The following is a 24,875-nucleotide window of genomic DNA, read 5'->3' as shown; positions in this document are numbered from 1 at the left end:
CATATTCAAAATAAAGTAAACTTTGTTCTTCATTTAGTTAACAATACACAACAGCAGTTTTTAAAGCTTGATAACACTCGTTAAATAAACTGACAGAAAGCCCTTTCATGAAACTGAATAATTTCAAAATAAATTCAAAGAATAAGAAGGTGGCCACAACTTCCTCGGGACAGAGTCTTGGTATCAGTATTACTGATAAAAGCATTAACATGGTGCTATTGAATGCACGCAGTTTAAATCAATTTCGTCTCGAAAAATACGTTGTTGTCCCTCTGCCAAAAAATACAATTGGTAATGGCAACGTCGAAAATCATGAAGAACTTGTTGCTCATTTACAACAGGCAAAACAGAAGCTGCAAAGCAATTGCCGCAACATTACAGTCGCCATTTCTCAAAAACAGGCCTCTCTTCAGTTCCTCACTCGGGATGAAGATACAGAGTATACCGAAGAAGAACAGGTTATGGCTGAACTAAGTCAATATGACTCCCTTGATGACGTCAGTTATGATTACCAGAACGTTAGCACCGATAATCAAGGCAGGGAAAATCTGCTATTGGTTAACAGTAAGCGGGAGGATGTGAACACCCTGCTGGATGTATATACTGACGCTGAAATTACACCCACACAAATGGATGTAGATATATTGGCAGTGATGAATTGCGCCATTACATGGATCAATATCAGACAACCAGACCTAGCCAATAAATGTATTGCTGTATTCAATATTGATTACAACGAGACACAGGCAATTATCATGCGCCATGGCAAACTGTTATACAAACAGGAAATTAATCTGGGCTATGATCACCTAATGCAGTCTTTACGACGCAACTATCAGCTTACCGAAGAAGAAGCTTGGGACATGCTTTATAACCCATCTAAGCCTGAAGATTATAACTTAACCGTAGCACAGCCATTTCAGCAGCAGTTTATTCAGGAAATTCAACGTGTTTTACAGTTTTACTTTACTTCTGCCAGTCAGGAAAGTGAAATTGATGAAATTCTGATTTTTGGCTATGGCAACAATAGTGCCAATGGATTTACTGACAATATCAGACAGCAAACCCATATACCGGCACAACAAATAAACCCCATACTATTAGCACAACCCAGTAATAGTATCGAACAGGCAAAACTGCAACAGGACAGTAGCTTATTAACCGTCGCCTTTGGTCTGGCCGTAAGAGGATTATAATATGTTACCTTTATTAAAAATTAACCTGTTACCTTATCGCGAAGCATTACAGGCCAAACAAAAGAAACAGTTTCAAACATTATTGGCAGGAGCAGCCATAATTGGTCTCGGACTGGCCTTTCTAGGCTATACAGCGTTTGATAGTCGAGTAAGCAGTCAGGAACGCCGTAATCAGGTTTTAAAAGATGGCATAAGCAAACTGGATACACAGATAGGCGAGATTGCCAAACTGAAAGAAGAACGAAAAAACTTTATGGCGCGTCAGGAAAAAGTTTCAGAACTGTCTCATAAACGTTTTGAAGCTGCTCGTATACTGGATACACTGAATGCTGTTGCTCCCATGGGATTATATGTAACCAGCATCGAAGCTCAAGATGCCAATACATACATAGTTAATGGCAAAGCATTCAGTGATGCCAAAACTGCTGCATTTATGAGTGCATTACCAGGTAAACTTTTCAGCACTCCTGAATTGTTAAATATTAAACGCGTTAATAATACACAAGAATTCAGCATCCGAATCCGCTTGAATAGCAATATTAGTCTGCAGGAAGACATGTTTGAAATTAATCAAGCCATTAGCTCAAATCCAACACCTGCCGAACAAAATTTGGCAACAGAAAAACCACAAAACCAAGTTGCATCTGGTGCATCAGAAGCATCAAATTGAAGGAGTAGTTGAATATGGCAAAAAACATTGATCTTAAAGCAATAGATTTAAATTCCCTATACCGGCAAGGCCAACCTGTGCAACTAGGCGTAGCTGGGGGTATTATCGTTGTGATTCTCGTTCTGGCCTACTTCTTTGTTTACAGTGGTCTAAATGAACAATTAAGCCAATTGCAACAGCAAGAGGAAGAACTCAAACAGACTTATACAGAAAAAAGTAAGCAGGCTGCTAATCTGGATGCTTTGAAAGAAGAGCTAAATAATATAAATGGTTCATTTCATTTATTACTGAAGCAGCTGCCAACACAGGCAGAAATTCCTAATTTGATTCAGGAGTTGCATGAATGTGCAGCCAAAAACGGATTAAATATGGATAGTATCACACCTGCAAATATTCAAAATACTGATTCAGGAAATAAAACCGAAGAACAACAGGTTATCCAGACATTATCCTACAACATTACCCTGACGGGTAATTACAATCAGATCGCTCAATTTATACGCGATGTGGGAAAATTATCACGTATTGTGACATTAAACTCCATTGTTCTGAAACAGAATGAAAAAAATAATACGCTTACCTTAAATGCAGTTGCCAATACTTATAAAGCGTTAACCGATGCAGAAATTAAAGCACAAACTGATAATAAAAAAGACAAAAAATAGGCTTATCTCTCTGTAATAATGGCACTTTTAAATATATAAGCAACGGATTAAACATGAATAAATATCTACTCTGCCTTTGTATTCTGACACTAGGTGCATGTTCGGCAGCAAATGAAGATTTGCATGAATGGATGCAAAATACCAGTCAGCAGGCAAAATCTAAACCCATTAACCATAAACAGACTGAACTAAATGCTCAGACCCAATATACTCCTCCGGTGCTGCCACAAATGAATATCTTTAATCCAGCACGTTTAAAGACCGGATTACAGGGAAGCAATATCCCTGACTTAAACCGTCCTAGACAAATTCTGGAGAATTATTCCTTGGATGAATTACGTTATGTCGGCCTAATTAAAACTGCCGGTAAAGCACCTTCAGCTTTCATTGCCGCAGATGGTCATGTATATACCGTTAATCTCGGTAATTATCTGGGACAGAATTATGGGCGTATAACAGCCATAACACCGGATGAAATCGTCATTACAGAGTTAGTTGAAGACACATATGGCAATTGGTCAGGCCGACGCGCCAGCTTACCGTTACAAGCAACAGATAACACTGCTGCGGAAACAGCCAGCCAGAACTGAAAAAAGTAACCCATTTAAAATTAAGAAGGTATCAATATGAAGATTAAAACCATATCTATTTTATCCACTCTGGGTCTGGGTTTACTGAGTCAGAGTCTACTGGCAGGAAATATTACCGCTATCAATGTCGGTACTTTGCAAAATCAACAGCGACTGATCAAAATTAAGTTTGATAGTGATCCTGCACTGCCACGAGGCTTTACTACCGAAAATCCGGCACGGATTGCACTGGATTTTGATGACACTGGATTAACAGTCCCACAAAATCTGCTAAAATTTAATGACTCAGTTTTGCAGCAAATTAATGCTGGTCAAACCTCATCCCGTACACGCGTTTTGCTTTCTCTAGCAAAAGCAGCGCAGTATAATGCCACCATTAAAGGTAATGAAGTCTGGATTTATGTACAGGAATCACTTCCTGCAAAAAATAAAGGAAAAGGCAAACGGGTTCCGCTTGTCAACACTACTCCCGTATTAAATTCACCCTCCTATCCAGCAAGCAACAAGATAACAGAACAGGTGATCAACCAACGGTTCGTTATTGGAGATAACAATACATCTAATGCAGCCGCTCCTGTTAGTGTAGATTTTCAAAAAGGTAAAAATGGTAGCGGCGTAGTCTCCATAATCGGACTAAATGGCAAAGTTCAACCTGTAATCAAACGTAATCCATCCAGTTTGACATTTACCTATAAAAATGTACCTTTATTAACCGAATTGCAACGCAATTTAGATGTTACCGATTTTAGTACGCCAGTACGCTCTATTCGCTTACGCCAGCTAGGTAATGATACTGAAGTTAATATCCAGATGCAGGGTAATTGGGAATACAATCAGATTAAGAGCGGTAATAATCTGATTGTAGAGGTATCCCGCAAGTTTGATTTAGACAGCGAAGGATTAAAAAATACCAATAAATCTTTTAAAGGTAAACGCGTTTCTTTAGACTTTCAGGATATTGATGTTCGTACCATCTTACAAATTCTGGCAAAAGAATCGGGTATGAATATTGTCGCCAGCGACAGTGTTCAAGGGAAAATGACTATCTCATTAAAAGATGTTCCTTGGGATCAGGCGTTAAATCTGGTGATGGAATCCCGCAATCTGGATATGCGTCGTAATGGCAATGTAATTAATGTTGCACCACGCGAAGAATTGTTGTCCCGTGATACGGCTACTCTTGAACAGCAAAAGAAAATTGATGATTTAGGCCCACTGCTTTCTCAAACTTTCCAGCTGAAATACCGGAGCGTAGAAGACTTTAGAAAAATTCTTAAGCTTTCAGAGGATGGAAAAAGTTCGGATCCAGAACATAGTATATTAAGTCCTCGAGGTAGTGCATTAATGGATCCAGCTACTAATACCCTGATTATTACCGATATTAATAGTGTCATCAAAAAATTTGAGAAACTAGTAGCACAAGTAGATGTTCCTTCTCAACAAGTACTGATTGAAGCGCGAATTGTAGAAACTACCGATAGTTTTGCCCGTGAATTAGGAACCAAATTTGGTTACACCAGACTCTCAGGTAGAAATATAGTTGGTGGACATATTACAGAGAGAAGTTGGAATCCTAGTACTGGCGAAGCTGCAGCTAAATTTGATTCACCAAATGTTAATCTTGGTGTAACCAATCCAACTTCAATTGTGTCTTGGGTACATAATTTTGCTTCAGGTGCATTGTTCCTAGAACTTTCGGCATCGCAAAGTGAAGGTAAAACCAAAATTATTTCATCTCCAAGAGTATTAACTCAGGATCGCAAAGAAGCCAAAATTGAATCTGGTTACGAGGTTCCCTATCAGGAAGCAAGTTCTAGCGGAGCTACCTCTGTTAGCTTCAAGGATGCTGTATTGGGGTTAAAAGTTACGCCACAAATCACTCCAGATGGCAATATTATTATGACATTGAATGTACAAAATGATCATCCGGTTGCCTGCTCAAATGTTGCCGCTGATTTGACACGCTCTGGTGAAATTTGTTTACAAAAAAGAACTGTTAACACCCAGACCATGATAGAGAATGGTGGTACATTAATTATTGGTGGTATTTATAATGAAAATAATGAATACGGCACCAGTAAAGTACCTTTACTAGGGGATATTCCAGGCATTGGCAACTTATTCAAATACAAGAAAAATAAACAGGATCGTAGTGAAGTACTGGTCTTCATTACACCACGTATAGTTGAATCCACTAATACGCCGCTGAAATATTAATTCATATTCAGCAATATCGATTCAGCCAGTCTGCAAAAACAGACTGGCTTTTCTTATGTAAAACTGTAACTAGCAAACACCGTATCAAATCGTATCTACTTAAAAGAAGCTGAGGCCTATTGTTTGTCAAGCATAGGATAAAATCTCAACTTAAGAAAGAAATCATAGCAAAGTTCAAGTACCTACTTCAGTTCATAAAGCATAGCCACTGGAATTACCATGCATTTATCGGGCAGCTTAACCTCAGGATAAAGCGTAAACAACGAATACCATATTATCCTCTAAAAATACGCGAAGATAATGGACAGGCGTTTACCGGGAATACATCCTCTAACCGAACGAAATTTCCTAATATAGCGATAGAATACAATAACCCTAGCAGCCAAATCAAAATAGCTATATTGAAAGATACAAACGTACGTAGCGCACAGAAATGCCGGATTTATATCTCTTTAACAATCTGGAAAAAGCAAGGAACGTAATTGAATAATGACTGAGGGCTTAAAACACCAAAAACCTCATAAGGCATATAATATGACATTGATTGAGTTAATCACTAAAAACAAGCAACATCATTTTTCTGCATTAGTTCTGTACTGAATTTGGAATATTTACAATTCCCTTATTAATAAACTAACAACGAATCAAAATTTGCATAGAATAATATAAATAGATTCAGCACTAGCCATTAACTATCTATCGCAAGTCTAGTAATGCATAAATTGCGGTACTCAGCTACAATAACAGACATGGATGATATAGCTGGCAACCTAATTCTGATTGGTTTGATGGGAGCAGGTAAAACTACTCTTGGTAAACAACTGGCAAATAAATTACGTCGTACCTTCTATGATAGTGATCAGGTAATCTGCGAACGTACTGGTGTTTCCATACCAACCATTTTTGAGCTTGAAGGAGAAGCTGGATTTCGCTGTCGAGAAGCAATGGTCATCAGCGATCTGGTACAACAAAAAAATATTGTGATCGCTACGGGTGGCGGCACAGTTTTACAAATTGAAAACCGGCTTAAACTGCAACAAAATGGCCACGTAGTTTATCTTCATGCCCAACCAGAGGTCTTATTGGGCAGAATTGCACATGATAAAAACCGCCCGCTGCTACAGGTATCAGATCCATTAGCCAAACTAGAGGAATTATATACTATACGTGATCCTATTTATCGCACCACAGCACATACAATAATAGATGTAGATAGTCCTGATAGTACCCATACCATTACTCGAATAATACGATTACTGCGTAAACCTCCCCAACAATTGTCTCTGTTATAAGCCATTATGTATACTCTTTCCGTTGCCACCGCCTCACATCAATATCCAATTTTTATTGGTAGTCACTTACTTGAATCAGCACAAAATATCCTTGCTCCCTATCTTAATAATAAAATTGCAATTATTAGTAATGACACAGTTGCAGCATTATACTTATCTCAATGGCAACAAATTCTAACCCAGTCAGGTTATGAGCATTTCAGCATCATTTTGCCCGATGGTGAACAATATAAAAACTGGCAAACACTAAATCTTATTTATGACGGCTTGATGCAACATCGAGCAGAACGCCAGACCACTTTATTAGCGTTGGGCGGAGGAGTCATTGGCGATATGGTAGGCTTTGCAGCTGCAACTTACCAGCGTGGTGCTCCTTTTATTCAAATTCCCACCACACTTCTTAGTCAGGTAGATTCATCTGTCGGCGGTAAAACAGCAATCAATCATCCCTTGGGAAAAAATATGATTGGCGCATTCTATCAGCCACAGGCCGTATTTATCGACATAAACAGCTTACAAACCTTACCTTCTCGCGAGCTCTCCGCAGGTTTAGCAGAAGTTATTAAATATGCAGTATTAGGTGATATTGAATTCTTACAATGGCTTGAAAGCAACATTGTTGCATTAATTGATCAAAACCCCTCTGTACTGGCTGAGGCCATTTATCGCTGCTGTCAGATGAAAGCCGATATTGTTGGCAAAGATGAAAAAGAAGCCGGCATACGCGCTTATCTGAATCTTGGTCACACCTTTGGCCATGCCATCGAAGCAGAAATGGGCTATGGCAACTGGTTACATGGAGAAGCTGTCGCTGCGGGCATGGTACTGGCATGTCGATTGTCTGAACAACTTGGTTATCTGCATCCGGAAGATACTGCACGCGTAATTGCAATATTATCTAAAGCCAACCTGCCAGTTGTCCCACCGACAATGCCAATGAGTGCATGGCTTACCCATATGAGCCATGATAAAAAAGTAGTTGATGGAAACTTGCGTTTTGTAGTGATCAAAACCCTTGGGCAGGCTATGCTAGCTGACAATATTACAGCAGATACCCTTGCAGCGACATTAAAGCAATACATTTCATGAAGCATGTTAGAATCGCTATCAGCTCAATCATCAACCTTAATATTAAACGCAAGATAAAGTATGACCAACAAACCCGATCAACTAGTGGAAAGCAATGAACATCATACCCGTAGTATCCGCAGCTTTGTTCTTCGCCAAGGCCACATGACTGCTGCACAACAACGTGCCATTGATACACAATGGGCGCAATATGGTATTGATTACCATAAAAATATAGTAGATTTAAACACTATATTCAATCGAAATGCACCTAAAATTCTCGAAATCGGCTTTGGTATGGGTGTAGCAAGCGCTGCCATTGCCCAAAATCTTCCTGCATATGACTTTCTGGCTATTGATGTCCATGGACCAGGCGTAGGCAATTTATTAAAACTGATTCAGGAACAAAATATCCAGAATATAAAAGTCATGCGCCATGATGCAGTAGAAGTAGTCAATCATATGCTCAGCAACAACAGCCTGCATGGCATACATATTTTTTTTCCTGATCCATGGCATAAAAAACGCCATCACAAACGCCGTCTGATTCAAATACCGTTTATTGAACAACTGCTACCAAAATTGCAAAAAAACGGCTATATCCATCTGGCTACTGACTGGCAAGAGTATGCAGAACAAATGCTTGAAGTACTAACCAGCTTCTCCGAATTACAAAATACAGCAACCGATTTTGCACCCACACCTGCCTATCGGCCGGAAACCAAATTTGAGGCACGTGGCAAACGTCTGGGACATAATGTGTGGGATTTGGTCTTTGTTAAGAAATAACAGTTCAAATCAATAGAAAGTAAAAACATTTGAGGTACAATTACATTGGATTGCATTATGGCAATTCACTTTCCCTCAAATAACATTGCTGTCTTCTAAGGAACTGAGATGTTTCAGAACGTCAAATACTATCCGGGTGATCCTATTCTAGGTCTGATGGAGCAATACAAACAGGACTCGCGCAGCCAAAAAGTGAATCTGGGTGTAGGTGTTTATTATGATGATACTGGTCACGTACCTGTACTGGAATGCGTCAAAACTGTAGAGTCGCAGATGGTAGAAAAACATCTGCCACATGAATATCTACCTATGGAAGGGTTCCCCGGTTATAGACAAGCCTGCCAGAAATTATTATTCGGCAGTGAACACGAAGCCATTAAAACAAATAGGATTGCAACCATTGCCAGCCTTGGTGGCTCTGGTGCCTTACGCATTGGTGCAGAATTTATCCACCAGTGGTTCCCACAGGCAAAAACTTACGTTAGTGATCCTACATGGGGCAATCATATTAGTATATTTGAAGGAGCAGGAATAGAAGTACATCAATATCCCTATTATGATCCTAAAACCATTGGCATCAAATTTACAGAACTAAAACAATTTTTTCTGCAACTAGAAGCAGGCAGCATCATATTATTACACCCGTGCTGCCACAATCCTACAGGTATCGACCCCACACATCAGCAATGGGATGAAATACTGGATATTATCCAGCAAAAGCAGCTAATACCTTTCATGGACATAGCATATCAAGGATTTGGGGATGATATAGATACAGATACCTATGCAATTCGCAAAGCGGTAGATATGGGCTTATGTATATATGTCAGTAATTCATTTTCCAAAAATCTATCCATGTATGGTGAACGCGTCGGTGGTCTGAGTATAGTCTGCCCTACAGCAGAAGAAGCGCGTCTGGTACAAAGCCAGCTTAAATTTACTATTCGCCGTTTATATTCAAACCCACCCGCATACGGTGGCAACGTAGTTGACCGTGTAATGAATAATAGCCAATTATTTCAGCAATGGGAGCAAGAAGTTTATATCATGCGCGATCGCATTCGTGCTATGCGCTCTCGTTTGTATGAAGTATTACAGGCTAAAATTCCAGAACGCGATTTCAGCTATTTTATAAAACAACGTGGCATGTTCAGCTTCACCGGCTTAAGCCCCCAACAGGTAAATCGCTTAAAAAATGAATTCGGAGTGTATTTAGTCGAAAATGGTCGCATGTGTATGGCCGGTTTAAATACCAGCAATATAGAATATGTGGCCAATGCGATGGCAGAAGTATTGAAATAAAATCATTTCCTAAACGACATAAGCTGGCTGGTTTCAATTATTACCAGCCAGCTTTTTAACAAATAAACGAAGTCAATATTAAAGAATCATTAATTTTAATCATTTCCAGAAGCAGCAAACCGGCGTAACCGAAAAGCCAGAGCAATATTCATCACACCAAACAAAGCTGCATAAACACCAATAACCCAAGTGAGCGCTATTCCCCCTTGCACAGGATTGACAAATAAAATAATACCTACCAAAACAGATAACATACCCGCAACAATCATCCAGCCCTCTCCACGAATAGATTTACGTAAACGAATAGCAGCGATTATCTGAAGTATTCCACTAACTAGCGACCAGATTGCAATAAATGTAATCAAAACCAGCCAAGTTATACCCGGAACAAAAAAGGTCATTATTCCAGCCAAGATACTCACCATACCCCAAATCAGCATCAGCCACCAATCCTGATGTGTCCGGCGGCCGTTGATAGCAATAACAACGCCCAACACCCCATCAATCAAAACATAAACACCAAAGAACATCACCATAATCAGAATGGAAATAAATGGATAGAACCACGTGAGTAAGCCAAAAATTAAAGCTGCACCACCACGTATTAGTACCATCCACCAATTTTCAGACAATAAATCAACCAATGGATTACGAAAAGAAAGATTATTCACAATATTTTCCTCTATTTAAATATATAAAATACAAATGGTAAATTTTTAAAACGCACCATCCCAGCAAATTTATTGGTAACGCTTTCCCTGATATAACAACCAGCCATCAGCATGGCGATGCGAAGGATCATGATGTGTCCAATGTATCAGACCACCCCGTTTATTACTAATATACTCACCAGCAAAAGCAACCTTATCCCCACGCTGTAAACCATCTAATCTAGGAGCCAAATCAATATTATGCACTACTAAAAGAGTACCGTCGTCAGTATTGAGTATAAATCGTTGATGACGCACACCCTTATTATCATCGGGCAAAGTTTTCATTACCTTGCCCTCTCCATATACCTGCACCTTATCAAGATTTTCACTTTGAGCCCGCCTAACAGGAATAGCCTCCACCAAAGCACTATTATTCGAAGGCGATCCAGTAAAATTATTCCGAATTGACTTAAAAGAATCTACTATCTGCTCATGCGCTTGACTCTTCTGCTGCTGTTCCTCCTCCGCGCCATACTGCAACCACCAAAAACCGATAGCCACCATGACCAGTAAAATAATATTCTTCATATTGAAAGATTGATATCTGCATACATAAACATTCAAACCATCATACAAAATGTCATCCCAGATAGCAAAAATATTACTAATTCTAAACAAAAAAATAGACTACCCGAGAAAACGAGTAGCCTATTTAGCATAGCAGAAAATATTAAATTACTTTTTAAAAGTCAATGCTGCCTTAATAAAAGCAGTGAACAAAGGATGACCATTTTTAGGCGTTGACGTAAATTCAGGATGAAACTGACAGGCAAAAAACCAAGGATGATCCGGCAATTCAATTGTTTCCACCAATTGTTCATGTCCTGTAGATACCCCACCAATTACCAAACCGGCCTGCTGTAACTGAGGTAAATAGTAGTTATTAACCTCATAACGATGGCGATGACGTTCACGAATTAACTCATTACCATAAATAGTTCTGGCCAGCGTACCAGCTGCCAACCTAACTTCCTGCGCACCCAAACGCATTGTGCCACCAAGATTAGCATTGATATCACGCTTTTCAATCTGACCGTCACGATCCTGCCACTCACTAATCAGAGCAACAACAGGATGCTGAGTTTTCAAATTGAATTCAGTTGAATTAGCACCTTCCAAATCAGCCACATCACGCGCATATTCAATCAGAGCAATCTGCATACCCAGACAAATACCCAAATAAGGTATTTTCTGTTCACGTGCATAGCGTACGGCAGCAATTTTGCCCTCCACACCACGTGTACCAAAGCCTCCCGGAACCAAAATGGCATCCATATCCTGCAAACTGGCTACCCCATCTGTTTCCAGAACCTCACTATCAATATAGTGAATATCTACTTCAGTTTCCGTTTGAATCCCGGCATGCTTTAAAGCTTCAGACAAAGACTTATATGACTCAGTTAAATCCACATATTTGCCTACCATGGCAATTTTTACTTTATGCTTCGGATGCTGTACTGAGTATACAATTTTATTCCATGCAGTCAGATCAGCCTGCTGCACATTCAATTGCAGCTGATCACAGATAATACTGTCAATACCCTGATCATGCAGCATTCTCGGCACTTCATAAATACTGCTTACATCATAACAGCTAATAACAGCACGCTCTTCAACATTGCAGAACAAAGCAATCTTACGTTTTTCCTCTTCCGGCATCGGCCGATCCATACGACAGATCAACACATCCGGCTGAATACCGATTTCACGTAATTCCTTAACAGAATGCTGCGTTGGCTTAGTTTTGATTTCACCGGCAGCGGCAATAAAGGGAACATAAGACAAATGAACGAAAAGCGTATTAGCTCTTCCCAGCTGGCTACGCATCTGTCTGATTGCTTCCAGAAAAGGGAGAGACTCAATATCACCTACAGTACCACCGATTTCTACAATAGCAACATCATAGCCGGCCGCACCTTCATGAATTTTACGCTTGATTTCATCAGTAATATGCGGAATCACCTGAACCGTTCCGCCCAGATAATCACCACGGCGCTCTTTATGAATTACACTTTCATAAACCTGTCCGGATGTGAAATTATTGCGCTTTTGCATAGTAGCATTAATAAAGCGCTCATAATGCCCTAAATCCAGATCCGTTTCGGCGCCGTCATCAGTAACAAACACCTCACCATGCTGAAAAGGGCTCATAGTACCCGGATCAACATTGATATAAGGATCCAGTTTAAGCATGGTCACTTTCAGACCACGAGATTCCAAAATAGCAGCAGTAGACGCAGCGGCAATGCCTTTACCCAGAGAAGAGACCACACCGCCAGTCACAAAAATAAACTTGGTCATGACAATCAGCAGGAAATTGAATTTAGCATTTTAGCTGAAAATAACCCTAAAAGAAAGATACTACTGGCTTCACACAATGCAAGAATATGCAATAATGCTTTATTCACATTGGCGTAACAACCACGGCTGTGGCATAATTAGTCACCGTAATCCTTAAATTTATATTATGTTGCAATCTGGACATATTTTTATTGTTTCTGCTGCTTCAGGAACAGGCAAAACCACTCTGGTATCGCGCCTGAGTGCCAATCAGCCGGATATTCATATTTCAATTTCCCACACCACCAGAATGCCACGTGCAGGAGAGCAAAATGGTGTACATTATCATTTTGTCAGCCGTAGTGAATTTGAGGAAATGATTGCCGACAATGCCTTTATAGAGCATGCCAATGTATATGGCAATTATTATGGCACCAGTTTAAAAGCCGTAGAATCATTAACCCAGCAGGGCTACAACGTTATTCTAGAAATTGATGTTCAGGGGGCAGAACAGATCCGTCGCTTACTGCCAGATGCAACCAGCATTTTTATTTTACCCCCCTCAATGACTGAACTAACCGAGCGCCTGCAAAACCGAGGCACAGATAGCGAAGACGTGATTGCCTACCGGCTGGAAAAATCACGCGAAGAAATTGCACAAAGCATACTATTTGATTATGTAATTGTTAATCAGGAGCTTACTCAGGCAGAGCAAGATTTACTGGCAATTATCCGTTCGGTCGGATTACGTGCACAAGCACAAAGTCAAACAGTTACCCGGATTTTAGCCGGAGAATAATTTATTTCAACTATTTCTTAATTACTTAATATCAGGAATGGAATTCAGATTATGGCTCGTATTACAGTAGAAGATTGCATCGGACGTATTCCCAATCACTTTGACCTCACTATGACTGCCGCCTTGCGTGCACGACAACTGGCCAATGGTGCTACCGCACTGGTTGAAGAAGATCATGACAAGCCCACAGTTATTGCCTTACGTGAAATTGCCAGCGGCCAAATTGGAACAGAGCTACTCAAAAAACAAAAATAACACAGGCAAATAGCCATGTTCCCACCCAGCCTACCCTATAAACCACCTGTTAATCAGTGGCGGGATAGCCTGTTTGCACAAACAGAGTATCTGAACAAACAGGAACGCTGGCAATTACTGGAACAGGCTTGCGCCTACATTTACACCCTAGCTGAGCATGCTGGCAAAACCGCGCTACTTAAACGCAGCTTTGACATCACCACATCACTGGCGCAACACCAGCAACGCATACAGGCACTTGCAGCAGTCTTAATCAAAATAGCCTTTGAAGACTTATCAATCACCGCCACAGATAAACATATGCCCAGTCAGGCTATGGGACCTGTAGGCATGAAAATATTTGATAGCATTAATACCTCATCACACACCAGTATCGCCACCCAGCTGAAATGCTGCCAGCAACAAATAGAAAGCAGCTATCAAGCCATTATTGCTGAAGCACAGAAGAAACTTCTGCATATTGCTTCTTACCTGAGCAAAGAAGACCTGCATCTGCTCAATAAAGCATGCGAATTTGGTGCCGTAGCACATCAGGGACAATTTCGTAATAGTGGCCTGCCATATATTACCCATCCACTGGCTGTGGCCACCCAGCTGGCAGAATGGCACGTAGACATACAGGCTTTATGCGCCGGCGTACTGCATGATGTACTGGAGGACACAGGCACCACCAAAGAAGAAATCATTGCCGAATTTGGCGAAACCATCGCCAACATGGTAGATGGATTATCCAAGCTGGAAAAACTGGAATACAACAGCCAGCAGGAAGCACAGGCCGAAAGCTTTCGCAAACTGATAATGGCGATGACTCAAGATGTACGCGTAATTATCGTCAAATTATCCGACCGATTACACAATATGCGCACCCTGTCGGCAAAAAAGCCAGACAGCCGCAGGCGTATTGCCCAAGAAACCATGGAAATTTATGCGCAACTGGCCAATCGCATCGGATTAAATCACGTTTATCGAGAATTGCAGGATTTAGCCTTCCAGCATCTATACCCCCATCGCTATGAAGTATTAGCAAAAGCCATACAATCATCCCGACGTAACCGGCGCGATGTAGTGGGCAAAGTATTGCGCGCTTTCAGCCAGCGCTTAGTCAGCGCCAATATTGAGGCTCAGGTAAGAGGCAGAGAAAAAAACCTGTACAGCATTTATGAAAAAATGCGCCGGAAAAATCTGCACTTTGCCGATGTAATGGACATCTATGCATTCCGAGTTATCGTCAACAACATACCAGCCTGCTACACCGCATTAGGCGTCCTACATAATCTATACAAACCCAAACCGGGTCGAATCAAAGATTATATTGCCATTCCCAAGAACAATGGCTATCAAAGCCTGCATACCATACTCGTCGGCCCCTATGGCTTACCCATAGAAGTACAGATACGCACCCATGAAATGGATACCGTAGCCGAACGTGGCATTGCCAGCTACTGGATGCACAAAGATAGTGAACAGAACAGTTTTGATCAAGCCCAGATGCGTACCAACCAGTGGCTGCAAAGCATACTGGACATTCAGGCACACAGCGCCAACGCCATCGAATTCCTAGAGCATGTCAAAACAGATCTATTTCCAAATGAAGTATATATTTTTACCCCTAAAGGTAAAATCATCACCTTACCAGAAGGTGCCACACCAGTGGATTTTGCCTATGCAGTCCATACTGATATTGGCAATCGAACCGTTTCAGCGCGCATCAACCATAACCTGATGCCGTTACGCACCCGCTTACACACAGGCGACATAGTAGAAATCATCACATCAAGCAATAGCCATCCCACACCGGCATGGCTAGACTTTACCGTATCCAGCCATGCACGCACAGCCATCCGCAGCCAAATAAAAAAAATGGATCGTAGTGATGCCATACGTCTGGGAGAAAAACTATTGCAAAAGGCACTCTCAAGCCTGCTACCCGAAAATGTTTTACTTTCAGACAGCCTGAAAGACAAATATCTGGCCGATTTACACCTCAAAAACACCTCATTTGAAAATATCCTGTGCGAAGTTGGCATGGGGCTGCTGCAACCCGTTTCAGTAGCCATGCACATCGCCGAACTGGCCGGAGAACACTTTAACAACACCATCAAACTGGCACCGATTAACCTCACCGGCAATGAATCAGCCCATATTCATCTGGCAAAATGCTGCCACCCCATTCCCGGCGACTCCATCAAAGCCCTATTGATTAAAGATCAGGGAATCATCATACACCGTGATATCTGCAACACCATCCTGAAAACCGATCCCGAACTGCAACTGGATGCCAACTGGGACATCCTACAGGCCAGCAACTACCAGACTACCCTGTGTCTGAATGCTATCGATAGTCATGGCCTGCTAGCCACCATAGCCGCAGCCATATCTTCTAATGGCGGCAACATCAAATCAGTAGAAACCACATCAAAAAAACTTGAAGGCGTAGAAGGTTTTATCGAATTGCGTTTTGTACTGCAAGTAAAAAACTTAGACCAGCTCAACCTCATCACCCGTGATCTGCATTCCATACCCCAGATTCGCCGAGTAAACCGCCTATAACACAAACATTTGTAGCAAACATCAGCATCAGACTATCAAACATCATCTTGACGAAACAAATTTAATCAGCGATAATTAAAATCTATTTATTTAAAATAACCTTATATTTGTTAGAATTTTATACAAACAGATATAACCATCATTTACACCTTGGGAGGTGATGTTGTACACGGTTATGCGGTACCGTAAACACCGCCTTTGCCATACATGGCAGTAATTCAGTATTGACCATACTGATAAATAATTCAGTAACCAATTAATTTACTCAGGAAATAACATGCCTTCTATTCGTGTAAAAGAAAATGAACCCTTTGAAGTTGCAATGCGCCGTTTCAAACGCTCTGTAGAAAAAACCGGCCTGATGACGGAACTGCGTGCACGCGAAGCTTACGAAAAACCAACTACCGAACGTAAACGCAAAAAAGCAGCAGCCGTAAAACGTTTACAGAAACGCTTGCGCAGCCAGCAATTACCACCCAAATACTTTTAATCGGTTATCGCCGGCTTCTGAAATCTTATAGCCGGGTAAATACCATACAAAAACAATACCGCAGGCTATTGCTTGCGGTATTTGTATTTTAGCGGGTAAAAACACAAACCGTAACAAACCAGAATACCAGCAGTAACGCCTAATCATCAGTTCACTTAACAACTATTTATTGCGAGTATCCATAATGAGCCTAAAACAACAACTGCAAGAAGACATGAAAACAGCCATGCGCAACCATGATTCAGCCGCCCTTTCTACCATTCGCATGGCACTGGCTGCAATCAAACAAATCGAAGTAGACGAACGAATCGAAGTAGATGACAACCGCTTCACAGCAATCATCAGCAAAATGGTCAAACAGCGCAAAGAATCAGTACGCATGTTTACCGAAGGTGGCAGAAACGATCTGGCCGAAAAAGAACAGACAGAAATCAACCTGCTGCAACAATACCTGCCCAAAATGCTGGACACCGCCGAAATCGAAACAGCAATCAAAGAAGCCATTGCCAGCGTAGGCGCCACACAACCAAGTGACATGGGCAAAGTAATGGGCGTTTTGAAAAAAACACTGGCAGGCAAAGCCGACATGAGTGAAGTCAGCAAAAAAATCAAACAGCTTTTAGGCTGATGAGCAATAACAGCAGCACAAACAAACCCCTGATAACAGATCCAGAACCTTTACCATAGCAGAAAACAGGCGTAGTTGGCATGATTCCAAGCGAATTTATAGACGAAATATTGAATAAAATTGATATCGTCGACGTAATCGAAGAGTTTGTCCCGCTAAAAAAAAGCGGCGCCAACTACATGGCCTGCTGCCCGTTTCATAAAGAAAAATCACCCTCCTTTTCCGTTAGCCCCACCAAACAGTTTTATCACTGCTTTGGCTGTGGCGTGCACGGCTCCGCCATCGGCTTCATAATGGAATATCAGGGACTGAGTTTTCAAGAGGCCGTACAATTTCTGGCCGACCGTATAGGCATAACCGTACCAAAACAAACCGGTAACAGCAATCCACAGGCACAGAAAATACACAAACAACAACAGCAAACCCTTGAACAAACCACCGCAGCCGCTGCCACATACTACCAGCAGCAGCTAAAAACCTCATCGCGAGCCCAAAACTATTTACAGCAACGCGGCCTCAGCGACGAAATCATCACCCATTACGGCCTAGGTTATGCACCGGATGACTGGCAGGCGCTAGCCAAAATCTTCCAGCCCTACCCAAGCAATGCACTAGTAAACAGCGGCATGGTCATAGCCAAAGATGAGCGCCATTACGACCGCTTTCGTGATCGCATCATGTTTCCCATCCGCAATACCCGTGGCCAGATAATCGGATTCGGAGCGCGCATCATAGAAAACGGCGAACCCAAATACCTCAACTCACCAGAAACACCCTTATTTGACAAAGGCCGCAACCTGTATGGCTTGTATGAAGCACGCGCTGCAATCAAAGAAGCCCAACGGGTACTGGTAGTAGAAGGATATATGGACGTAGTTGCACTGGCTCAGTTTGGCCTCGGTTATGCCGTAGCAGCACTGGGCACAGCCACCACCGCCGAACACATACGCCTGCTGATGCGTCAAAGCGATCACATCTACTTCTGCTTTGATGGCGACACAGCCGGAAAAAAAGCCGCTTGGCGTGCATTAGAAAACGCCCTGCCCCAGCTCAAAGACGACAAAATTTTACACTTCCTGTTTCTACCAGCAGAACATGACCCAGACAGCTATGTACGCAGCAATGGTTTAAAACCCTTTGAAGACGCATTAGTCAATCAAAGCCTGCCACTATCAGCCTACTTCTGGCAGATACTGACAGAAAACATCAATCTAGACACCCAAGAAGGCAAAGCCGAACTGATTAAAACAGCCAGCCCCTTACTGGCACAGATCAGAGCGCCGGCATTATCATACCTGCTTCGTCAAGAACTTAGCCAGAAAGTAGGCATAGACGAACACAATCTGGCACAGCTACTGGGACAGGAACAGCCCAGACAGCCGGCCATCAAACAGAAAAGTTACCGCTTACCCCAGAACACATTCCGGCAGCCTCCAGTCATGTCACTTGCACAAAAGCAGATACGTGCACTATTGATAAATCCACAATGGGCCGTATATATAGAGCTACCAGAATATCTGGACCTGCACGGCGATTATGCATGCCTCGCCGCGCTGGCTGAACGCATACAAGCCTCCGTTACACCACTAAACAGCGGTGCCGTGCTGGAACTGATGCGTAACACAGAATTTGAACCCGTCATCCGGCAGATTATCCATGACTATCTGGATTCACCGGACGTCATGCAGCCAGGAAATGAAGATGACTGCACCACGTTCAAACAGGGTATGCAAAAATTACTGGACAACCTTAAGACACAGCAGATTGATGCGTTGAAGCGCAAACTCCAGCATGGAACACTAAGTGCCGACGAAAAACAGTTACTGCTACTACTCTTAAGCCCGTCCAAAATGCCGTCAGTATAGAATGATGGCCATTGCAACCGCTTGCAGCGATCAGTCGCTACAAATACATCGAGTAAAATATGGCAAACTCAACATCTAAAAAGACCACCATTGGTACCAGTCAGGAACAGGATGACAGCCGCCCGTTAACTGCCGAAGAACAGCGCGCCCGCTTGCGCCAGCTGATTATTCAGGGCAAAGAACGCGGCTACATCACCTACGCTGAAATTAACGACGCCCTGCCTGATGAAATGTCAGATGCGGATCAGATTGATAACATCGTATCCATGATTTCCGGCCTCGGCATACAGGTTACCGAAGAAGCACCTGATGCCGAAAGCCTGTTAATGGGCGACAATACCGCCAACATGACCGATGACGATGCAGTAGCCGAAGCAGAAGCAGCATTATCCAATGCAGACAACGAATTCGGCCGCACTACCGACCCAGTACGCATGTATATGCGCGAAATGGGGCAAGTAGACCTGCTCACCCGCGAAGATGAAATAATCATCGCAAAAAAAATCGAAAACGCCCTGCGCAATATGATTCAGGCAATTTCCGCCTGTCCCGGTTCCGTAGCAGAAATACTTACCCTCATCGACGCCATACGCAAAGATGAAATCAAAGTAGATGAAGTAGTCGAAGCCATCGTCGACCCACATGAAGAACTACTGGATGAACTTGGAATCGGCCTAAACAGCAAAAACGACGAAACAGAAACCATTGACGACAGCGATGACAGCGTTGAAGTTGACGACACAGAAGAAGAAAGCGACGAAGAAAGCGCAGCACTGGTAGCATCAGCTAATCTCGAAGAACTGCGCCAGAAAACCCTCGAACATTTCGATGGAATTCAAAGCCTCTACGAAGCCATGGTTGTCGTATTACAGGAAAAAGGCAGCCGCCATGCCGACTACCTCAAACTGCAACAGGAAATTGCCGAACAGCTATTACAGGTACGTTTCGCTACCCGCCAGATTGAAAGCCTGTGCGATAACCTGCGCATGCGCGTCAATCAGGTACGCCAACTCGAACGCGAAATTCGCGACATCGCCCTCAACCGCGTACATATGGAACGCGAATACTTTATCAAAAGCTTTGCCAACCGTACTACCGATCTGGGCTGGGTAGATGAAGAACTCTCCCTAAACCGCGTCTGGAACGAAGCCCTGAGCCGCTTTCAGTATGCCATCGTCGAAAAACAGACAGAACTGGCCAATCTCGAACAAACCGCCCAGATTTCACTGGACGAACTCAAACAGATTAACAAAAACATGATCAAAAGCGAGCAGGAAACAGCTGCCGCCAAACAGGAAATGATTCAGGCCAACCTGCGTCTGGTTATTTCCATAGCCAAAAAATACACCAACCGAGGCCTGCAATTTCTCGACCTGATTCAAGAAGGCAACATCGGCCTCATGAAAGCTGTAGATAAATTCGAATACCGGCGTGGCTACAAATTTTCCACCTATGCAACATGGTGGATTCGTCAGGCCATAACCCGCTCAATAGCAGATCAGGCACGTACCATCCGCATACCGGTACACATGATCGAAACCATCAACAAAATGAACCGGATTTCCCGCCAGTACCTACAGGAAAACGGAGAAGAAGCCGATTCCGCCAAACTGGCCGAACTGATGGAAATGCCGGAAGATAAAATCCGCAAAATCATGAAAATTGCCAAAGAACCGATTTCCATGGAAACACCTATCGGCGATGATGATGATTCCCATCTGGGCGACTTTATTGAAGATGCAAATAACGTAGCACCAGCAGATGCGGCCATGTACTCCAGCTTACGCGAAGTAACCAAAGATGTACTCGAAAGCCTTACCCCGCGCGAAGCCAAAGTACTGCGTATGCGATTTGGCATCGACATGAATACCGACCATACCCTCGAAGAAGTCGGCAAACAGTTTGACGTAACCCGTGAACGCATTCGCCAGATTGAGGCCAAAGCCCTGCGTAAACTGCGCCACCCTACCCGCTCCGACCGGCTGAAAAGCTTCCTCGACAGCGACGAAAACAAACAGTAAAATATTTATCCTTTAAAACCAGAATCATCCGCTTCATGCGGATGATTTTTTTAACAACAGCCTTGCAATATCAACCCGTACTCACTAAAATACACATCCATCGGGTCTGTAGCTCAGGGGTTAGAGCAGGGGACTCATAATCCCTTGGTCGTGGGTTCGATCCCCACTGGACCCACCAAAAAAACCTCACAAAATTTTGCATCAGGCAGAATTATTATCAAAAACCGCTATCAAGCGGCTTTTTTATTCTCACACAGTCCCAAAATCAGCAATCAGGCAAAAAACTAATTATCCAACCTAGCCACTAGCATTCTTCTCAGCACTACCGATAACCCACAAAATAAAATAAGCAGCCACATAAAACAGCTCAGATAAAAAATTCTGATAATAGCCTTCTTTTGCCAATTAGCAAACATTTCACCATTACCGCCAATAACTTCCTTTCGACGATTTTTCAATTAATAGCTCAAAATAAGTAACAACAACTTTAAAGCCTTATATTGCATTGTGAATTGTCAAATAGTTAACAAATTAAAAGACAAATAATAAATCAAAACAAAAAACAATTATTTATCATTTAGTTATATTTAAAAAAGAAAGTATTATTGATTTAGAAAAAACCAAAACTCTCTTGTCCACTGCTGACACCTTAGATATAGAATACACCAACCACCTAAGTAACTCCAACCACCTGAAAGCAGAATAATTATTTTAATTTTGCTAAAACAATAGCCATAATTACCATAACAGGAAATTACTAAATTACACATAATAGCCAAAGCCGCGACACCAACACTAATTAGCTCATTAGAAATAAGCAAGCACTTTCAAAAACAAATACCCAAAATAAAAAAGCGTATACCTCATACTTCTTCCACGTATAGGCACCAAATTAATCGAAAGACTACATTACCAACACAATCTTGAAGTTGAAAAATAATCAAAACTTATCCAAACAAAACCTAATAAAACTAAAAAACATCACAACAAGTTCATAAAAATACCGTAAAAACCAACTACTCATAAAAATAATGGAAGAGTACCAAACAGTGCAGCAAGATATACTTACCCAATTAACTCAAGAAATATTCACCGTAATAGCAAACTTACCCTGACATTCATCAATCAGCAAAAAATTCAACTAAACAATTTCCAAGCAACCAGACCAGCTATTCTGAGTTTTAGAGGAAATTGGCGTCCATTTGGTGTAAAAGAATTAGAACAGCTTCAAAACAATTTTAAATTGGCTACACACATTAAAGACCTTCAATTTATCGCTATTTCCCTGCACAGTTTTGTAGTTCGCACTCAGTAGCGGCAATATCATGCTATGAATCCAACCATCATATCAGGCAGCGTAAACCAAGTGGCTGAGCAATATAATTTAATATTCACATTAACAGAGCGCGTTAGAAAGATATACAAGGACTTAAATGCTTACTTGCCAAACTTTAATGCCGTTGAAAGTTACTGATTACCACTACCTGCAACTAATATTATTGCCTAAAACAAAAAATCCTCTTTTCACATAGAAATTGTCTACCGCATAGAAAAGATTGATACTTCCGAATTGATAGAAATATAGCAGAAAAATTAATCTTCTTAATACTTAATTAGTTATTTTAATATTCAATTAGCACCAGCTCAAATACAATCTGGCTGTTAACCGCTTTTCACTCAATATTTATCACATTAAACCAACAAAATAACTTAAACCAAGCTATTTTAGAATCCGCATCACAATAGTTTAGCTTTTATATAAAACACAAATAGCATATATATTTTAAATATTCCATATCTTTATATATTTATACCCCAAAAAACTATCAAAATACCTTTCGGACAAGCCCCGGATATTTCACCAAACACCAATAAACCTGCTAACTATTGGTAATCACCACACAATTGTTAAAATAAAATACCTTCTTTATCTTCATAGTTGTAAAATTAACACACTTATTCATAACTTTTGTTATCCTTATTCATAGCTTAAAACACCGCCAATACAGGCTTTAAATCAAATTACATTCCAATAACATAAAATATCATTATCTATAAATTACAAAAACTTTTATTAACATTTATAATCTCTTTAATAACATCTTAGCTGTATTAAACTAAAAAATATTGTTTCATTGAACACAGCTATAGTTTTACACTCTTTCACCACACACAGCATAAACCATGAATATACTTACATGAAAATATTGGATTTTTTCACTTTTTCTCCAGGCAGATTTGCTTCATTATTTCTAATATACAAATAGAATTAATATAACTTTATTTTGATATGATATAAATTATCTTATATAATCAATTTGTTCATAATTTCATCTCTTTAATCAAGAAATTACACACTAAAGGCAAACACAGTAAATTTTTGATTAGATATTGAAAATTTATTTTTAAATATTTTTCACAATTAAGGAAAACTGATGAATAACATCTACAAATCCAAATGGAGTGAATCTACCCAGACATGGGTAGCCTGCTCAGAACTGGTGCGAGGAAAATGCAAAAGTAATGGTCTGAATATAGTGGCAGCCGTGGTTCTGGCATTAGCTAGCACCAGTGTTGCTGCTGCTGATATGACTATAACTGTTAATCGAGACACGCCAAACGATTATATTCATAGTAACAGTACCATTTCTGGATTTGACGTTGAACTTCTTTTTCAAGGTCGCTCACTCCCATACCATAGCGCAACAGGTATTATCGTTCAGGATGACTCGAAAAAATTTGACATCAAAATTCAGGATCACTTTCTCCTATCAGGCGGCATTGTGAGTAAAGATACGTCTAGAGGTGAGAAAGCAGGTGATTTGACTATTACAAACGAGCATGGAGAAATACGAGGTGGTATTACTAATGAAGGATCGGGTGATATTATAATTAACAACTCATTCCTAATAAGTAGTGATATTACAAGTACAACGGATAGTACTGGTAACGTCACTATTGATAATAATTATGATAATGTTACTATTGATCACACAGAGAAGGATAGCGCGAAAGGCATAACAGGTAATATTATTAATCAAGGATCCGGTATTTTCAAAATTGATAATAAATCTAGGCTAAAAGGGGATATCTCCAATACAGGTTCTGGTACAATTACTTTAGACAATAAAGGTGAAAGCATCGGCAATATTATTAATAATAGTGATTCAGCCTCTTCTAGAATAGAAGTAATCAATAGGCCTGACACAGAGCTTGTAAGTAAGATAAGCAATATAAAAGCTGGTACGATTGAATTGACTAATAACGGTAAAACTACCGGCGCTATTACCAACGAAGGTGCTGGTGCAATTATCCTAAACAATAGCGGTACAAGCACCGGCAATATTATTAATAATAGTGATTCAGCCTCTTCTAGAATAGAAGTAACCAATGATGCAGGTAAAACGCTTGAAAGTACGATAAGCAATATAAAAGCTGGTACGGTTGAATTGACTAATAACGGTAAAACTACCGGCACTATTACC

At 41.1% G+C, this 24,875-nt stretch carries 20 protein-coding genes and 1 tRNA gene; 18 read left to right on the top strand and 3 right to left on the bottom strand.

Features of this window, described 5'->3' with window-relative positions; all coding sequences use genetic code 11:
• Nucleotides 1–149 precede the first annotated feature (149 nt).
• From pilM to MJ761_RS07115, 9 genes are all read left to right on the top strand, one after another.
• Complete coding sequence (pilM, locus tag MJ761_RS07155; protein ID WP_176715050.1) at nucleotides 150–1,196, top strand: type IV pilus biogenesis protein PilM; 1,047 nt, start codon at nucleotides 150–152, stop codon at nucleotides 1,194–1,196.
• Nucleotide 1,197: 1 nt separating this feature from the next.
• Nucleotides 1,198–1,866: a PilN domain-containing protein gene (locus tag MJ761_RS07150; RefSeq protein WP_093091525.1), complete on the top strand. Its 669-nt coding sequence runs from the start codon at nucleotides 1,198–1,200 to the stop codon at nucleotides 1,864–1,866.
• A 14-nt stretch (nucleotides 1,867–1,880) separates the two neighbouring features.
• The gene (locus tag MJ761_RS07145; RefSeq protein ID WP_093091523.1) at nucleotides 1,881–2,531 is read left to right on the top strand and encodes a type IV pilus inner membrane component PilO; all 651 of its coding nucleotides are present in this window, start codon (nucleotides 1,881–1,883) and stop codon (nucleotides 2,529–2,531) included.
• A gap of 53 nt (nucleotides 2,532–2,584) precedes the next feature.
• Nucleotides 2,585–3,121, top strand: a complete 537-nt coding sequence (locus MJ761_RS07140; RefSeq protein ID WP_093091521.1) for a pilus assembly protein PilP — start codon at nucleotides 2,585–2,587, stop codon at nucleotides 3,119–3,121.
• A 36-nt stretch (nucleotides 3,122–3,157) separates the two neighbouring features.
• Entirely contained in the window at nucleotides 3,158–5,338 is a 2,181-nt protein-coding gene (locus tag MJ761_RS07135) for a type IV pilus secretin PilQ (RefSeq protein WP_093091519.1), read from the top strand.
• A 749-nt stretch (nucleotides 5,339–6,087) separates the two neighbouring features.
• Nucleotides 6,088–6,630, top strand: a complete 543-nt coding sequence (locus MJ761_RS07130) for a shikimate kinase (RefSeq protein ID WP_176715049.1) — start codon at nucleotides 6,088–6,090, stop codon at nucleotides 6,628–6,630.
• Nucleotides 6,631–6,636: 6 nt separating this feature from the next.
• A complete protein-coding gene (aroB, locus tag MJ761_RS07125; RefSeq protein WP_093091515.1) occupies nucleotides 6,637–7,719 on the top strand; it encodes a 3-dehydroquinate synthase in 1,083 nt (360 codons plus the stop codon).
• Nucleotides 7,720–7,779: 60 nt separating this feature from the next.
• Entirely contained in the window at nucleotides 7,780–8,487 is a 708-nt protein-coding gene (gene trmB / locus MJ761_RS07120; RefSeq protein ID WP_093091513.1) for a tRNA (guanosine(46)-N7)-methyltransferase TrmB, read from the top strand.
• 108 nt (nucleotides 8,488–8,595) lie between these two features.
• Nucleotides 8,596–9,789 carry an amino acid aminotransferase gene (locus MJ761_RS07115; RefSeq protein ID WP_093091511.1) on the top strand — a complete coding sequence of 398 codons (1,194 nt, stop codon included), beginning with the start codon at nucleotides 8,596–8,598 and terminating at the stop codon, nucleotides 9,787–9,789.
• A gap of 95 nt (nucleotides 9,790–9,884) precedes the next feature.
• Here MJ761_RS07115 and MJ761_RS07110 read toward each other — a convergent pair whose 3' ends face one another.
• The 3 genes from MJ761_RS07110 to MJ761_RS07100 all read right to left on the bottom strand — a co-directional run bounded on the left by MJ761_RS07110 (nucleotide 9,885) and on the right by MJ761_RS07100 (nucleotide 12,803).
• Nucleotides 9,885–10,460, bottom strand: coding sequence for an HdeD family acid-resistance protein (locus MJ761_RS07110; RefSeq protein WP_093091509.1), 576 nt, complete (start codon nucleotides 10,458–10,460; stop codon nucleotides 9,885–9,887).
• A 69-nt stretch (nucleotides 10,461–10,529) separates the two neighbouring features.
• Nucleotides 10,530–11,030, bottom strand: a complete 501-nt coding sequence (locus MJ761_RS07105; protein ID WP_239392891.1) for a DUF3465 domain-containing protein — start codon at nucleotides 11,028–11,030, stop codon at nucleotides 10,530–10,532.
• Nucleotides 11,031–11,177: 147 nt separating this feature from the next.
• Nucleotides 11,178–12,803: a CTP synthase gene (locus tag MJ761_RS07100; protein ID WP_093091507.1), complete on the bottom strand. Its 1,626-nt coding sequence runs from the start codon at nucleotides 12,801–12,803 to the stop codon at nucleotides 11,178–11,180.
• Nucleotides 12,804–12,969: 166 nt separating this feature from the next.
• Here MJ761_RS07100 and gmk point away from each other — a divergent pair, with 166 nt between their 5' ends.
• From gmk to MJ761_RS07055, 9 genes are all read left to right on the top strand, one after another.
• Nucleotides 12,970–13,581, top strand: a complete 612-nt coding sequence (gene gmk, locus MJ761_RS07095) for a guanylate kinase (RefSeq protein ID WP_093091505.1) — start codon at nucleotides 12,970–12,972, stop codon at nucleotides 13,579–13,581.
• Nucleotides 13,582–13,632: 51 nt separating this feature from the next.
• Nucleotides 13,633–13,836, top strand: a complete 204-nt coding sequence (rpoZ, locus tag MJ761_RS07090) for a DNA-directed RNA polymerase subunit omega (RefSeq protein ID WP_093091503.1) — start codon at nucleotides 13,633–13,635, stop codon at nucleotides 13,834–13,836.
• Between the two features lie 15 nt (nucleotides 13,837–13,851).
• Nucleotides 13,852–16,386, top strand: a complete 2,535-nt coding sequence (locus MJ761_RS07085) for a RelA/SpoT family protein (protein ID WP_239364550.1) — start codon at nucleotides 13,852–13,854, stop codon at nucleotides 16,384–16,386.
• 277 nt (nucleotides 16,387–16,663) lie between these two features.
• Nucleotides 16,664–16,876 (top strand): 30S ribosomal protein S21, encoded by a 213-nt coding sequence (rpsU, locus tag MJ761_RS07080; protein ID WP_037405146.1) that lies wholly within the window; start codon nucleotides 16,664–16,666, stop codon nucleotides 16,874–16,876.
• Nucleotides 16,877–17,060: 184 nt separating this feature from the next.
• Nucleotides 17,061–17,504 carry a GatB/YqeY domain-containing protein gene (locus MJ761_RS07075; RefSeq protein WP_093091501.1) on the top strand — a complete coding sequence of 148 codons (444 nt, stop codon included), beginning with the start codon at nucleotides 17,061–17,063 and terminating at the stop codon, nucleotides 17,502–17,504.
• Between the two features lie 80 nt (nucleotides 17,505–17,584).
• The gene (gene dnaG / locus MJ761_RS07070; RefSeq protein WP_093091499.1) at nucleotides 17,585–19,369 is read left to right on the top strand and encodes a DNA primase; all 1,785 of its coding nucleotides are present in this window, start codon (nucleotides 17,585–17,587) and stop codon (nucleotides 19,367–19,369) included.
• A 59-nt stretch (nucleotides 19,370–19,428) separates the two neighbouring features.
• Nucleotides 19,429–21,390: an RNA polymerase sigma factor RpoD gene (rpoD, locus tag MJ761_RS07065; protein WP_093091497.1), complete on the top strand. Its 1,962-nt coding sequence runs from the start codon at nucleotides 19,429–19,431 to the stop codon at nucleotides 21,388–21,390.
• 102 nt (nucleotides 21,391–21,492) lie between these two features.
• A tRNA-Ile gene (locus MJ761_RS07060) sits at nucleotides 21,493–21,568 on the top strand.
• A 2,257-nt stretch (nucleotides 21,569–23,825) separates the two neighbouring features.
• Nucleotides 23,826–24,875 (top strand): ESPR domain-containing protein (locus tag MJ761_RS07055; RefSeq protein WP_239392890.1); only part of this gene is annotated, 1,050 nt, incomplete at its 3' end.

Source organism: Snodgrassella communis (genome assembly GCF_914768045.1).
Classification (GTDB): Bacteria; Pseudomonadota; Gammaproteobacteria; order Burkholderiales; family Neisseriaceae; genus Snodgrassella; species Snodgrassella communis.
This window is presented reverse-complemented; position numbering and strand designations above follow the sequence as displayed.

Excerpts from the sequence above, each read along its gene's own strand:
- MJ761_RS07105 (WP_239392891.1), bottom strand. The coding sequence starts at position 11,030 with ATGAAGAATATTATTTTACTGGTCATGGTGGCTATCGGTTTTTGGTGG.
- MJ761_RS07075 (WP_093091501.1), top strand. The coding sequence starts at position 17,061 with ATGAGCCTAAAACAACAACTGCAAGAAGACATGAAAACAGCCATGCGC.
- trmB (WP_093091513.1), top strand. The coding sequence starts at position 7,780 with ATGACCAACAAACCCGATCAACTAGTGGAAAGCAATGAACATCATACC.
- MJ761_RS07140 (WP_093091521.1), top strand. The coding sequence starts at position 2,585 with ATGAATAAATATCTACTCTGCCTTTGTATTCTGACACTAGGTGCATGT.
- MJ761_RS07145 (WP_093091523.1), top strand. The coding sequence starts at position 1,881 with ATGGCAAAAAACATTGATCTTAAAGCAATAGATTTAAATTCCCTATAC.
- rpsU (WP_037405146.1), top strand. The coding sequence starts at position 16,664 with ATGCCTTCTATTCGTGTAAAAGAAAATGAACCCTTTGAAGTTGCAATG.
- MJ761_RS07100 (WP_093091507.1), bottom strand. The coding sequence starts at position 12,803 with ATGACCAAGTTTATTTTTGTGACTGGCGGTGTGGTCTCTTCTCTGGGT.
- dnaG (WP_093091499.1), top strand. The coding sequence starts at position 17,585 with ATGATTCCAAGCGAATTTATAGACGAAATATTGAATAAAATTGATATC.
- aroB (WP_093091515.1), top strand. The coding sequence starts at position 6,637 with ATGTATACTCTTTCCGTTGCCACCGCCTCACATCAATATCCAATTTTT.
- MJ761_RS07130 (WP_176715049.1), top strand. The coding sequence starts at position 6,088 with ATGGATGATATAGCTGGCAACCTAATTCTGATTGGTTTGATGGGAGCA.
- MJ761_RS07150 (WP_093091525.1), top strand. The coding sequence starts at position 1,198 with ATGTTACCTTTATTAAAAATTAACCTGTTACCTTATCGCGAAGCATTA.
- gmk (WP_093091505.1), top strand. The coding sequence starts at position 12,970 with ATGTTGCAATCTGGACATATTTTTATTGTTTCTGCTGCTTCAGGAACA.
- rpoZ (WP_093091503.1), top strand. The coding sequence starts at position 13,633 with ATGGCTCGTATTACAGTAGAAGATTGCATCGGACGTATTCCCAATCAC.
- MJ761_RS07085 (WP_239364550.1), top strand. The coding sequence starts at position 13,852 with ATGTTCCCACCCAGCCTACCCTATAAACCACCTGTTAATCAGTGGCGG.
- rpoD (WP_093091497.1), top strand. The coding sequence starts at position 19,429 with ATGGCAAACTCAACATCTAAAAAGACCACCATTGGTACCAGTCAGGAA.
- MJ761_RS07115 (WP_093091511.1), top strand. The coding sequence starts at position 8,596 with ATGTTTCAGAACGTCAAATACTATCCGGGTGATCCTATTCTAGGTCTG.
- MJ761_RS07135 (WP_093091519.1), top strand. The coding sequence starts at position 3,158 with ATGAAGATTAAAACCATATCTATTTTATCCACTCTGGGTCTGGGTTTA.